General features: G+C 62.8%; 11 protein-coding genes and 2 pseudogenes. 4 read left to right on the top strand and 9 right to left on the bottom strand.

The features are described from left to right. The first annotated feature begins 4 nt into the window (after window positions 1-4). From QFZ94_RS35690 to QFZ94_RS35675, 4 genes are all read left to right on the top strand, one after another. Complete coding sequence (locus QFZ94_RS35690) at window positions 5-916, top strand: carbohydrate ABC transporter permease (protein WP_429462777.1); 912 nt, start codon at window positions 5-7, stop codon at window positions 914-916. Next, the gene (locus tag QFZ94_RS35685) at window positions 903-1,832 is read left to right on the top strand and encodes a carbohydrate ABC transporter permease (protein WP_429462776.1); all 930 of its coding nucleotides are present in this window, start codon (window positions 903-905) and stop codon (window positions 1,830-1,832) included. Before QFZ94_RS35690 ends, QFZ94_RS35685 begins: the two co-directional genes overlap by 14 nt. 32 nt (window positions 1,833-1,864) lie before the next feature. After that, entirely contained in the window at window positions 1,865-2,935 is a 1,071-nt protein-coding gene (locus tag QFZ94_RS35680; RefSeq protein WP_429462775.1) for an ABC transporter ATP-binding protein, read from the top strand. A 190-nt stretch (window positions 2,936-3,125) separates the two neighbouring features. Continuing rightward, window positions 3,126-3,926 (top strand): hypothetical protein, encoded by an 801-nt coding sequence (locus tag QFZ94_RS35675; protein WP_368584286.1) that lies wholly within the window; start codon window positions 3,126-3,128, stop codon window positions 3,924-3,926. Between the two features lie 41 nt (window positions 3,927-3,967). On the opposite strand, the pseudogene QFZ94_RS35670 reads toward QFZ94_RS35675, so the two are convergent. The 9 genes and pseudogenes from QFZ94_RS35670 to QFZ94_RS35630 form a co-directional block, all read right to left on the bottom strand. Beyond that, window positions 3,968-4,171 (bottom strand): annotated as a pseudogene (locus tag QFZ94_RS35670) (PLP-dependent aminotransferase family protein); the annotation flags it as partial. Window positions 4,172-4,349: 178 nt separating this feature from the next. Then, window positions 4,350-5,291 carry a ribokinase gene (locus QFZ94_RS35665; RefSeq protein ID WP_368584285.1) on the bottom strand — a complete coding sequence of 314 codons (942 nt, stop codon included), beginning with the start codon at window positions 5,289-5,291 and terminating at the stop codon, window positions 4,350-4,352. Between the two features lie 148 nt (window positions 5,292-5,439). Next, window positions 5,440-6,111 (bottom strand): HAD-IA family hydrolase, encoded by a 672-nt coding sequence (locus QFZ94_RS35660; protein ID WP_429462774.1) that lies wholly within the window; start codon window positions 6,109-6,111, stop codon window positions 5,440-5,442. 19 nt (window positions 6,112-6,130) lie between these two features. Further along, a complete protein-coding gene (locus QFZ94_RS35655) occupies window positions 6,131-6,931 on the bottom strand; it encodes a DeoR/GlpR family DNA-binding transcription regulator (protein WP_368584283.1) in 801 nt (266 codons plus the stop codon). Between the two features lie 56 nt (window positions 6,932-6,987). Then, on the bottom strand, window positions 6,988-7,707 hold the full coding sequence (locus QFZ94_RS35650; RefSeq protein ID WP_368584282.1) for an L-ribulose-5-phosphate 4-epimerase: 720 nt from the start codon (window positions 7,705-7,707) through the stop codon (window positions 6,988-6,990). Continuing rightward, window positions 7,692-9,410, bottom strand: coding sequence for a ribulokinase (locus QFZ94_RS35645; protein ID WP_429462773.1), 1,719 nt, complete (start codon window positions 9,408-9,410; stop codon window positions 7,692-7,694). The genes QFZ94_RS35650 and QFZ94_RS35645 overlap by 16 nt, the downstream gene beginning before the upstream one ends. A 1-nt stretch (window position 9,411) precedes the next feature. Further along, complete coding sequence (locus QFZ94_RS35640; protein WP_429462772.1) at window positions 9,412-10,452, bottom strand: ABC transporter permease subunit; 1,041 nt, start codon at window positions 10,450-10,452, stop codon at window positions 9,412-9,414. Continuing rightward, window positions 10,445-11,990, bottom strand: a pseudogene (locus QFZ94_RS35635) (sugar ABC transporter ATP-binding protein). Before QFZ94_RS35635 ends, QFZ94_RS35640 begins: the two are co-directional and overlap by 8 nt. Window positions 11,991-12,066: 76 nt before the next feature. Continuing rightward, window positions 12,067-13,008 carry an ABC transporter substrate-binding protein gene (locus QFZ94_RS35630; protein ID WP_429462771.1) on the bottom strand — a complete coding sequence of 314 codons (942 nt, stop codon included), beginning with the start codon at window positions 13,006-13,008 and terminating at the stop codon, window positions 12,067-12,069. Window positions 13,009-13,469 lie beyond the last annotated feature (461 nt).

Genomic DNA, 13,469 nt, shown 5'->3' with positions numbered 1-13,469 from the left:
CGACATGTCCACGCCATTACATCCCTCGGCGAGCTGGGCGTCGCAACAGCGGCGCGCATTCCTGATGGGGCTGACACCGTCGTTGATCGCGTTGGCGGCCGTTACGCTCGTGCCAACCGTGGTGCTCGTCGTCGTCAGTCTGACTCCGCTGAGCCTCACGAACCCGGTTGCGAGTTTTCGCTTCGACGATCCGCTCGTGAACTATCGGCAACTGCTGCACGACACGCGTTTTCTGGATTCGGTGCGCACGCAGCTCAAGCTGTCGCTGGCGAGCGTAACGTCACAGCTGGCCATCGGCCTCGGGCTTGCGCTGCTGCTCGACGGTAAGTCGGCGTTGCTCAGGGGTGTGCGTACCGTCTTTCTGATTCCAATGGTGTTGCCGCCGATTGTCGCCGCGCTGATCTGGAAGATCCTTTATTCGCCGGATATCAGCCCGCTGCATCGTGCGCTGGAGTCGGCCGGTTATCCAGTGAGTTCGTTGATCGCGAATCCGTCGACCGCGCTATGGGCAGTCGCCGCCGCCGACACGTGGCAATGGTTCCCGTTCACGATGCTAATGGTGCTGGCCACATTGCAGACGATTCCCGACGATCCGCTCGAAGCGGCGAGCCTCGATGGCGCGGGGCGCTGGCAATTGTTTCGCTACATCATGCTGCCATACCTGCGTCCGGTGCTGGTGGTCTGCGGATTGTTCCGGCTCATCGACAGCTTCAAGGCGTTCCCATTGATCTACGTGTTGACCAACGGCGGTCCCGGCACCGTAACAGAAGTCACCAACTACTACAGCTTCATCGAGGCGTTCAATTTCTCTTATTGGGGCTACGGGAGTGCGATCGCGACGGTCATCCTCGTCGGTGTCTTCCTGCTGAGCTGGCTGGTCGGCAAACTCGGATGGAATAGTCATGACGCAGACTAGTACTTCGATCAATCGCGATCTGCCCGGCGCAATTGGACTGAGCAAAGACGGACACACGTCACCTGTCGGTCGCCGACGCCGCAAGGGCACGCGGAAGTATCGGCTGGGCGCGGCGTTGCAACGTCATGCACGCGCCGCGGTAGTCGTCGCGCTACTGCTGGTGCTGCTGTTTCCGTTCCTGTGGCTCGTGCAACTGGCGTTGCGTCCCGCTGACACGATCTTCGACGACGGCCTGCTCTTCAAGCCGACGCTCGATGCCTTCAGAGGCCTCTTTCATAGCAGCTTCGTAGGCTCGTTCGTGAACAGCCTCATCGTCAGCACGCTGTCCACGCTGCTTTCGTTGCTGATCGGCGTGCCGGCGGCTTACACGCTGACACGCTGGAAGTTTCGCGCACGCAAGCAGGTCGCGCTATGGATTCTGACCACGCGTATGGCGCCGCCGATCGCGTTCACGATTCCGTTCTATCTCGCGTACCGGTGGCTCGGACTTCAGGACACTATCGCGGGACTGGTGATCGTGTATCTGACATTCAATCTGGCGATTGTCGTCTGGCTGATGCAAACCTTCTTCGACGCCGTGCCGCGCACACTCGAAGAAGCCGCACAGATCGACGGCTGCGGCATCTGGCAAGCCTTCTGGCGCGTCACGCTGCCGCTTGCAGCGCCTGGACTCGCGGCCACCGCCGTGCTGTGCTTCATCTTCTCGTGGAACGACTTCTTCTACGCCTTGATTCTCACGCGGACCAATGCGATCACCGCGCCGGTGGCGATCGTGAATTTTCTCCAGTACGAAGGCTGGGAATGGACCAAGGTCGCCGCCGCCGGCACGCTGGTCATGCTGCCGGTCGTTCTGTTCACGGTACTCGTCCGTACATACCTGGTGCGCGGCCTGACCGCGGGCGGACTGAAGGACTAGAAAGAATTGCGAAATAAAGGATTCAACGCGCTATGTCTTCGCTCAGCATCCGCAACGTCCACAAACGCTACGACAATACCGAGGCCATTCGCGGCATCGATGTCGAAATCGCCGAAGGAGAATTCGTGGCGCTCGTCGGTCCGTCGGGCTGCGGAAAATCTACGTTGCTGCGGATGATCGCTGGACTGGAGTCGGTCACAGAAGGCGACATCATGCTAGGCGATCAATCGATCAACGACGTCGCGCCGAAAGATCGCAACATCGCGATGGTGTTCCAGAATTACGCGCTTTATCCGCATATGACTGTCGCGCAGAATCTTGCGTTTTCTCTGCAATTAAAGGGCGCGTCGAAGGCAGAGATGGCGGCACGCGTGAACGACGTCGCGCAGAGCCTTGGACTGACTCCGCTGCTCGAACGCCTGCCGCGCCAGTTATCGGGTGGACAAAGACAGCGCGTCGCGATGGGCCGCGCGATCGTGCGTCAACCGCAAGCATTCCTGTTCGACGAGCCTCTGTCGAATCTCGACGCGAGCCTGCGCGTCAAGATGCGCACGGAGATCAAGGCCTTGCATCAGCGCCTGCGCACCACCACGATTTACGTAACGCACGATCAGGTCGAAGCGATGACGATGGCTGACCGCATCGTCGTCCTCAAGGATGGATTGGTCGAACAGGTGGGCACGCCGCTTGAACTTTATGACACGCCGCGCAATGCGTTCGTTGCGGGGTTCATCGGCTCGCCGTCGATGAATTTCATTCACGGACACCTGGACCTCAACAACGGTGCACACGTGGTAACGGACGGTGGCCTGCAATTGCCGTTGGCGGCCAGGCCGAACGCAGAGCAAGGAGCCCGCGTGATTTATGGCGCGAGGCCTGAGGACTTCCGGCTCGATGCAAGCGGACGCGGCTTGCCGGCTGAAGTGGTGGTAGTGGAACCGACCGGGTCGGAGACGCAGATAGCGGTGCGTTTTGCCGGCCAGGATCTCATCGTCGCGTATCGTGAGCGTATCGATGCCCGGCCGGGGGACCGAATCCATCTGCTCCCGCGCGGGGAGCGGACACATCTGTTCGATGCGCACAGCGGAGCGCGGTTGAACTAAGAGTAAAGAGGCAAGGATCTTCGCTGCCGCTGTTACGCCACGGCCCCAGGCTAAAGGCCTTCACGCTGCTGCGCAAACTGCAGGAAGCGCATCCCGGGCCGTTTCCCGACAGTCGCGTGTTGACGATGGAAAGAACTTGCGCGTATCGTCGTGCAAACCACGCGCCACAGCGAACTGGAGACCACCCGGAATGCCTATCAATGTCGCCAACTGTCGGACCCTCCCGACCACGGTATCGACCGGTAACTTCAATGGCGGGGCGTTCGTGCCGCTGGTCAACGGCTTGCACCGCCACTACACGGCGGCGAACTGCCGGGTCAACCTGAATCCGGCGATGAATGTTGGCGTCGGCATTGCCGGACTCACGAGCCTGAATCCGCAGGCCGCGCCCGCCGGTGACACCTATTTCCTGCCGTTCGCGACCGACGAAATCACTTCGATGGTGCTCCCGCCGCCCGGCGGCGGAGGCGCGCCGCAGTCGTTTCTGACGACCAACCTGTCGGGCTGCATGGTCTACGTCGACCGCGTGCATGGCGTACCGGGGTCCATCGTCGTCTACCACGCGAACAACCAGTCCAATGCGCCGGGCGGTCACCTGGGCGGCTTGCAGCCGACGCTGGAACTGCCGGCTTGCACCGCTTACCTGAATAACCTGTACAACACCGCGCGCGGCCACCTTGCGGCGGCTCCGTTCGGGCTGAACCTGCTGCCGCTCGGCAACGTGGCCAAGCCGGCCTACAACGCCGGCGCGATGGCCGAGGTCAACCGCAAGCTCGGGCAGTCGCGCACGAACGTCGAGTTCACCGGCGGCACCATCGTGTTTGGCCGAGCGAACGGCGCACACTGGGAACTCTTCTGGGCGACCTACGGCAGTTGTGAATACGACCGCCCCGCCTATGCGCCCAAAGCGTGGTTCGGGCACGGCCACCGCAATCCGACGGGCAGTACCAATCCTAACTACCGGGTGCTCGGGTCGGCGCGATTCGTCTAGCGGGAGCCCTGGCGGAAAAGCACGCGAAGTGCACGACGACGCGAGGTGCGCAACGCGCCGGCCACACATTGTGTCTGCCGCACAGTGGGCGCGCGCAGATAGGCGACACGCAAGCCCGCACCCAGCGTTTTGGAAAAGCCGGTGACGTACCACGTCAGTTCGGGGGCGAGCGTGGCAAGTGCCACACGCTTGTTCGATGGCAGCCATCCGTATGCGTCGTCTTCGATGATGGGGACGTCCGCTCGCCAGATCCTCTTCGATCGGACCCGCTATCACGAGATACGCCGGCTTTCGGCTTTCAGTCAGCCGTTCGAGCCAGTGATGCGTGAGACTGTCCATGCCAGTAATTCCCAATGCGGATTCCTGACTGCCTTTGTCCAAAAGTTGCACAGCGATATGTCACCGATGGCCTTGGTCGCATCACTAGATGCAAGCGCTGGGCAGTTCCCACAGATATGGTATCGACGGTGCGGCACCGGTTCGAGTCACGCAAATAGCTGCGGCAGATTGGGCGAACTTCACGGCTTTCGTGTCGGATGCTCCCGCGACGATCGCCGTCGCGAACGCTCCGGCGAACGTGTCGCCGGCTCCCGTAGAGTCGATCGCAACGACCGGTTCCGCAGGAAGGAACTCGATGCGTGGTTCGTTCTCGCCCGCAAAGCATGTGACCGCGCCCTTCGCGCCCAGCGTCACCAGAACGTTTCGTGCGCCGGCAGCCCGGAGCGCGTGCGCCGCCGACATCGCATCCTCGACGGAGTCGAGCGGTTGTCCGGACAGAATAGCGGCTTCGACCTCGTTCACGACGAGATACTCGACGAGCTTCAGGAGATGCGCCGGTAGCACGCCTCGAACCGGTGAAGCATTGAGCAGCACGGGTACGCTGGCCTCATTGGCCATGGCGAGGATTCGTTCGACTGTCGACATCGGCATCGTCAGTTCGCAGAGGATCAGCCGCGGCGTCGGACAGGCCTGCAGATGGCGAGCGGCCAAGTCAGGCGTGAGCTTGCCGTTGCTTCCTTCGACCGTAACGATCGAATTGCATCCGCTCGGATCGACGACGACCATCGCAATGCCGCTCGCACAGCCGGGAATCACTGAAACGCCGGCGCAGTCGATGCGGTCGGTTTCGAGGCTCGCGCGCAGCCTCGGCCCGAATTCGTCATCGCCGACGCAGGCGATGAGCGACACGTTCGCACCGAGACGCGCTGCGGCAATCGCCTGATTGCCTGCCTTGCCGCCAGGCGCGACCATGAACTGCTCGCCGCTCAGCGTTTCGCCGGGGCGCGGCAGGTGCGGCACATACACCGTGAAATCCATGTTCACGCTTCCGACCACGACAATTCGCGGCAACGGATCGTCTCTCATGTCGTCATGTCGAAAAATCATCCATCAGCGGCGCGACCGGACCGGTGCGCTCGAACCCGTTCACAGTCGCTCGACCGTGACACCGCTGAGAAGGATAACGCTTTCCGCTGCGAAATGAGAGCAGAGCTCAGGGACCGAGGATTCGCTGTCAGGCGAGCCGGGCGGATACCTGCAAGACGATCTCGCTGCCGTCGGTCGCCGCGGTGACGCCAGTCAGGTCGTGCACCCGCAGTGTTTCCCCGAGCCCCGCCGCGGACGACGCCCATGCGACCGCGACCACCTTCGCGCCCGCGGCGATGCCGGCAGCGATGCCCGCAGGCGCATCTTCGAACACCACCGCGTCGCGCGCCTCGAGACCCATGCGACGAGCCGCCATCTCGAAGCCGTCCGGCGCGGGTTTGCCGCGCGCGACGTCTTCGGCGCTGACGATAAACGGCGGGACCGGCAATCCAGCCGCCTGCAGGCGCCTGCTCGCGAGGGCCTTGTCCGCGGAGGTGACCACCGCCCACCGATTCGGGGGCAGCGACCTCAGCAGTTCTGCCGCGCCCGGAATAGCGAGGATGCCGTCGACATCTTCGCGCTCGCGCCGCATCAGCGCGAGCGTATCGGCTTCGACGTCGGCGCCTGCCGGCGCGAGCGCGCTCAAGGTGTCGATCGTGCGGCGTCCATGCGCTTCACGGATGACTAGGGCGGGATCGAGTCCGTAACGCTCGGCCCACTCCGTGTACGCGCGGTGCATCGGAGCGCGGGAATCGAGCAGGGTGCCGTCCATGTCGAACAGGACGCAGGTACAGCGCAGAAAGTCGGGTTGTCGATGCATTGTCTGAAGTATTGGTGAGTCAGCCGGCGATAAGCAGTTCGACGCCCATGTTCGCGGCGGCCGACCGTGCCTCGTCCGGCAGGTCGTCGTCGCAAACCCAGGCAGAAACTTTCTCGAATGGCGCGATGGACACGAATCCTCGCTGGCCCCACTTGGTGCTGTCGGCGAGCGCGCAAATGCGTCGGCTGCGTTCGATCGCTACATGCTTGAGTTGTGTTTCGAGCTGGTTGGCATTGGTCCAGCCGGCCTCGAGGTCGACGCCGCGAGCGCCCATGAAGAACAGGTCGAAGTGAAGTTGCCCGACTTGGGCGATAGCGACGGGACCGACGGTCGCAAGCCCATTGCGATAAAGCTCACCGCCTATGAGATGGACGTCGTAGGCCGGGTGACCGGCCAGTTCCATCGCCAGATTGATGCCGTGCGTGACGACGGAAAGCTGGTTGACGCCGGGCAGCCCGTCGCGGATCCGGCGCGCGAGTTCCATGGCTGTCGTGCCGGAGTCGAGGTAGACGACCATGCCGTCCAGAATCAACTCGGCTGCGCACTGGCCGATGCGTTGCTTCTGCGTCTGCCCTTCGCGCGCCCTTAACGGATAGTCGACTTCCGAATCGACGAGCACTGCGCCGCCGTGCACGCGACGCAGCCGCCCCTGTTCTTCGAGCACCTGCAGGTCGCGCCTCACGGTCATCGTGGACAAAGAGAATTGCTGCGCGAGATCAGTCACGCGGCACTGACCGCCTCGTGCCAGCGCATCGAGGATCAGTTCCCGACGGTGTTCAGCCAGTACGCTTTCCGTTGTGTTCTTTTCGGACGTGGGCATGAAAGTCCCGGTTCGTGTTGCCGCTATGAAAGCGCGCCGTGCAAATGATCGAGCCGCTATTTTAGTCCTTCCACGGGGGCGGGCGTTCTGGCCTGTCCATAGTATGCGCCGGCGCCATGCTTGCGCAGATAGTGCTTGCGGATCAGTGTTTCCTTGATCGGCGGCGTCACCGGATTGATGGTTCGGGTCAGGTAGGCCATCTGTGCAATTTCTTCGAGCACGCGGCTGTTATAGACGGCCTTCTGCGCCGACTTGCCCCATGTGAACGGCCCATGACAGGCCACGATCACCATTTCGACTTCGCGAGGATTCGCGCCGCGCAGCCGCTCAACGATCTGGCGGCCTGTCTCGACTTCGTAATCGCGCTCGATGGCCTCGTCGCTCATCGGTTCCGTCACCGGGATGGGCTCGGTCAGGTGGTCGGCGTGCGTCGTTCCGAACACGGGGATCTCACGACAGGCCTGCGCCCAGGCGACCGCATACATCGAATGGGAGTGGCAGATCCCGCCGATACCCTCGAATTCCCGGTACAGCACCGCATGCGTATTCGTATCCGAAGACGGTCTTCCGGTACCTTCCACGACGCGCCCTTCGAGGTCGACGACGACCATCGCATCTGCACGAAGCTCTTCGTAGGGGACACCGCTGGGCTTGATCGCGAACACGCCACGGCTCGCATCGAACGCGCTGACGTTGCCGAACGTGTAGATGGCGAGACCCTGCTTCGGGATCTCGAGATTCGCCTCGTAAGCCTCGCGTTTCAGCTCAGTGAACATGATGTGTCTTCGGTTTCCGATACGGGATGTGATCGATCGCGCATGGCACGCTCGACGAGCGCGCCATACGACTGGTACGTGCGGTACAGTTGCTCGTAAGCCTCACGGCCTTTCGCGCTCGGCCGGTAGACATGCTCGAAGCCGGCCCCCATCTCGATCTGCGCCTGTTCCGCCGTCTCGTGCAGGCCGGCCGCCACGGCGGCGAACATCGCTGCGCCTAGCGCCACGGCCTGGTCGGCTGCGGTCACGCGAATTTCCTTGCCGAACACGTCGGCTGCGATCTGCATGTTCAGCGGAGACTTCCGCGCCACACCGCCGACAGCGATCACGTCGTCGATCCGCACGCCTTCGTTCTGGAACTGCTCGACGATGGCTCGCGCGCCAAACGCTGTCGCTTCGATCAACGCCCGATAAATCTTCGGAGCGTCGCTGCCGAGCGACAGCCCGAAGATCGCCCCCCGCAACCGCTGGTCGGCGAACGGCGTGCGGCGCCCGTTCAACCAGTCGATGGCGACGATGCCGGTCGTTTGCGGATCCTCGCCCGCGGCCGCGCGTTCGAGAGCGGGCAGGATGCGCGCGGCGAGCGCCTCACGTTGCGGCCCGCTCAGATCGGTTTCGTCGAGCAGACCCAGCGGCCACGACAGCAAGCGCCGAAACCATGCATATACGTCGCCAAAGGCCGACTGACCGGCCTCGAGTCCAGTCATGCCTCGAATCACCGAGCCGTCGACCTGGCCGCAGATGCCTCGCACGACGCTGCCGGCGACTTCCTCGTTCGGCACGACCACGACATCGCACGTCGAAGTGCCCATCACCTTCACCAGCGTGTGCGCGCGAGCGCCGGCTCCGACCGCGCCCATGTGCGCATCGAACGCGCCGACGCCGACGACGACGTCGGTCGTCAGTCCCAGCGCCTGAGACCATTCGGGCGTCAGATGCCCCGCCGGCACATCCGCCGTGAAAGTGTCGTCATACAGACGCTCGCGCACGCCAGCCAGCAGCGGATCGAGACGGGTCAGAAACGCTTCGCTCGGCAAGCCGTCGAACGACTGATGCCACATGGCCTTGTGCCCGGCCGCGCAGCGGCTGCGGCGCATCTGGTCGGGGCGCGTCGTGCCGCTCAGCAGCGCCGGCATCCAGTCGCAGTGCTCGACCCAGCTGTAAGTCGCGGCCCGAACTTGCGGATCGACACGGAACACATGCAGCATGTTCGACCAGAACCACTCGGCGGAGTAGACACCGCCGACGAAGCGCGTGTAGTCCTCGCCATCCCACCCGTGGGCGAGCCGGTTGATCTCTTCCGCCTCGCGCACGGCGGTGTGGTCTTTCCAGAGCACGAACATCGCATTCGGATTGTCGCGAAACGCCGGCGTCAGCGACAGTGGCGTTCCGTGCTCATCGACCGCGACCGACGTCGAACCCGTGGTCGCTATCGAAATGCCAGCGATCAGCCTGCGCGCGGCATCGCCCGCCTCATCGAGCGACCCGCGCACGGCCTGCGTCATCGCCTCGATGTAGTCGAGCGGATGTTGCCGATAGACCCCATGATCGGGGTCGCAGTAGCGTCCCTCGCTCCATCTGCGGTAGAAGGCGACTGCGCTGCCGCGTTGCTCGCCTGTGGCAGCATCGACGACGAGACTGCGGCATGAGTCGGTACCAAAGTCGACACCGATGACGAATCTTTGCTGGTCCGGATGGATCATGTCAGTTCACCGCCCCCTTCTGCCGCCACTTGTCGAGAATCACGGCGAGGACGATCACCACGCCTTTGGCCACGTATTGCCAGAACGAGGACAGCCCGAGAATGGTGAGTCCGTTGTTCATCACGCCGATGATCAAGGCACCCACGACCGTGCCCCAGATCGTGCCGACGCCGCCCATGAGGCTCGTGCCGCCCAGCACGACCGCGGCGATCGCGTCCAGTTCGTAGCCCGTGCCCCAGTTGCCGCTCGCCGCGTAGAGCTTGCTGGCCGACATCGCGCCTGCGAGCCCGGAAAAAAGCCCGCTTATCGAATAGACGAACAGCAGTACGCCGCGCACCCTGATGCCGGTCAGCCGCGCGGCCTGCAAATTGCCGCCCACCGAGTAAATATGGATGCCTAGTACGGTCTTGCGCAAAATCACCCACGACACGAGCACGACGGCAACCGCGATCCAGATCAGCCACGGCACGTGCAGAAAGTCGTCGTTGCCGATCCACTCGAAGCTCGGAATCGAGTTGTTCAGTACCGTGGTGCCGTTCGACAACAGATACGCCGCGCCGCGAAACGCCGTCATCGTGCCGAGCGTGACCACGAACGGATTGATGTCGAGAAACGCGACCATGACACCGTTCAGCGCACCCATCACCAGACCGGATGCGACGAACACCGGGATGGACCACGCCGCCAGGCTGCCCATCAGCGACAGCTGCATCCCAAGCACGGCGGACACGGCCAGAATCGAGCCGACGGACAGATCGATGCCCGCCGTGAGAACCACGAACGTCATGCCGGCGGCGAGCACGAGGTTGATCGCCACCTGGCGCAGCACATTCATCGTGTTGTCGGCGGTCGCGAAATTCGATGTGCCATCGGCACTGAAATGCACGGTGAGGAAGTAGAACACCGCGTACAGCACGACCAGCACCGGCAGCATGCCGAGACGCTGCATCAGCGCGCGCGCGGAAAACGGCGCGCGCGACGCATGTGCTGGCGCGTCCGTATGTATTGGAGTACGAGCCGGGGTTTCGCTTGATTCAGCCATGGTTGATGTGTTCCTCCACTCGTTCATGACGGGACCCGGCGACGGACTCGGTGTCCGTTGCCAGACGCATGATGTTTTCCTGGGTGATCGCTTCGCCCGCGAGCTCTCCGGTAATCGCGCCTTCGCGCATCACGAGGACACGGTCACAGACGCCGATGATTTCCAGCAGCTCGCTCGATATCACGATCACGCCGACGCCCGATTCGGCCAGCGCGTGGATGATCTGATAGATTTCGCTCTTCGCGCCGATGTCGACGCCGCGAGTAGGCTCGTCGAGTATCAGCACCTTCGGGCCGATCTCGAGCCAGCGCGCGAGCAGGACCTTCTGCTGGTTGCCGCCCGAGAGACGCCCAACCGGCAGCTCGAGATTCGGCGTCTTCACGCCGAGTCGAGCGGCTGCGGTTTTCGCGCGCGCTCGCAGGGCCCGGTGATCGACGAGGCCGAAGCGCGTATGACGGCTCGCGACATTGAGAACCGCGTTCTCGCGCACGCCGAGCTGCAGGAAGAGGCCGAGCGCCTTACGGTCTTCCGGTACGTATGCGAGACCGGCTTTCATCGCCGCGCGCGGATCCGCGACAACGAGCGTTTTGCCTTCGATCTGCACGGTCCCCGATGTCTTCTCGTCCGCGCCGAAGATCAGTCTCGCGAGCTCGGTACGGCCCGCGCCGACGAGCCCCGCGAGACCCAGCACTTCGCCTCGCTTCACCGTGAACGTCGCGGGCATGATCTTGCCGCCTCCGACGCCGTTCACTTGCAGCACGGGTTCGCGTTCGGTAGTCGCGCGTCGCTCGTGCTGATAGAAGTCGTCGAGCGAGCGGCCCACCATCATCTGCACGAGCTTTTTCGAATCGAGCGCGTCGCGGGTGAGCTCGCCGACGTACTTGCCGTCGCGCAGCACGGTTACCCGGTCCGCCAACGCATAAACCTCGGCCATCCGATGGCTGATGTAGATGATCGCCATCCCTTCATCGCGAAGCCTGCGCACGACGGAAAACAGATGTTCGGCCTCCCGGTCCGAAAGCGCGGCGGTCGGCTCGTCCATGATCAATACGCGGCCATGATGGATCAGCGCACGCGCGATCTCGACCTGCTGCTGCTCCGCGATCGAAAGCGAGCCCGCCCGGTCGGAGGCTCGAAATCTGGCGGCCGAGCTGCTGCAATACATCCTGCGTCTGCCGCAGCATCGCGGCTCGGTCCGAGAGGCCGAAACGCGAACGCGGCTCGCTGCCCATAAACACGTTCTCGGCGACCGACATGTGCGGCGCGACCGCAAGTTCCTGATAAATGAGGCTGATTCCCAACGCGCGGCTGGCCGCGGGATTGGCAAGCCGCACCGGCTTGCCTTCGATGCGGATTTCGCCCGCGTCCGGCTGGTAGACGCCGGACAGTATTTTCATGAGCGTGCTTTTGCCCGCGCCGTTTTCTCCCATCAGCGCGTGGATTTCTCCGGGATGAACGGTCAGTTTGACGCCGGATAGCGCACGCGTTGCGCCGAACGTTTTGTCGACGCCGGTCATCTGCAAGACGGGTGTGGTCATCGTAATCCTCAAGAACGCGAGGCGAGCGCCGCTTCGCTGCGCGCGGGCTGCTCGCCGTGACCCGATGCTTGGCCGGCTAGTCGCGAATCCAGCCTTGATACGTCGCGACGTTCGCCTTCGTGATTGGCGGGGTCGGCAGCAGCTTGACCTTGTCTTTCGGAGGGCGGCCGTTCATCAGCGCGTAGCCGACGTCGACGGCCTGCGCGGCCATACCATTCGGGTCCTGCGCCGGGGAAACGACGAATAGCGACTGCGGGGTCCTGAGCGCCTGGACACCGTCCGGGCCTCCATCGACGCCGCCAATCAGCTTGATGTCCGAGCGTTTCGCCTGCTTGATCGCGAGCTCGGCGCCGATCGCGGTCGGATCGTTGACGCCGAAGACGGCGTCGATCTTCGGATATGCGGCGAGCAGATTCGACATCGAAGTCAGACCGCCGTCGCGGCTGCCGCCGGCGTTCTGGTTGTCGGACAGAATCTTGATAGCGGGGTATTTGGCGAGCTCTGACTTGCAGCCGGTGACCCGGTCCATGATCGACGAAACAGGTGGCCCGTTGACGATGACGAGGCTGCCCTTGCCGTTGAGTTGCTCGGCGATGTATTTGCACGACTGCTGGCCGGCCATCGTGTTGTCGGACATGACCGCCGCGTCGGCGCCGTCCGCGCTCACGTCGACCGCCACCACCACGATGCCCGCCTTCTGCGCTTTGCGCACCTCGGGTCCGATGCCTTTCGAGTCGGCCGCGCCCAGCACGATCATGTCGACCTTGTTGGCGATGAAATTGTCGATCTGGCCCACCTGGGTGTTCAGGTCGTATTTGGCCGAGACGACCGTCACCTGAGCGTTCGGATTGATCTTCTGCGCTTCGCGCGTGACGCTTTGTCCAACCGCGACGAAATACGGATTCGCGAGGTCGCCGACGGTGACGCCGACGGAACGCAGCGGCTTGTCGGCAGCGTGAGCGCTTGCGGCAAGCCCGAAAAGCGCGCACACGAACAGGCTCGTAGCAGTCTTCTTCATGCGATGTCTCCTTGTTTTCGATTGTCTGTGGCTGACATTATGTTTGATTTCTGTTCGAACGGAACATATTCAAACATAATATGACTATATCACCCAACATCGAACATGCAAGGGGGAAGATGTTGTGCTTTGCAGTGTGAAAGGCTTAGGCCGGCGCGGCCGCTGCCATCGCGGAACAGGATCAGGTATTCACCGAGGACACGGACCTTGCGCGGCGTCGACGTTGCATCTGATGTTAAGCCGATGGGGTGCCAGTACTTCGGGCGATAAATCGATATCGCGACGAATGCAGTTTCAGTTCAGCGACACAGGGGAGGACCCGAACAATACCGAGAACTGTCCGTTATTTTTTCGAAAGAAAGTGAAAGCAAGATGTATGAAACCAACAAATTTCAAACACGGCAACGCGAGGATGGCGTATGCGGTAGGGAGCCACCCGCCAAACAACGCTTCTCTAACGA

The sequence above is a fragment of the Paraburkholderia sp. JPY465 genome (genome assembly GCF_050436725.1).
GTDB classification, from domain to species: domain Bacteria; phylum Pseudomonadota; class Gammaproteobacteria; order Burkholderiales; family Burkholderiaceae; genus Paraburkholderia; species Paraburkholderia youngii.
This window is presented reverse-complemented; position numbering and strand designations above follow the sequence as displayed.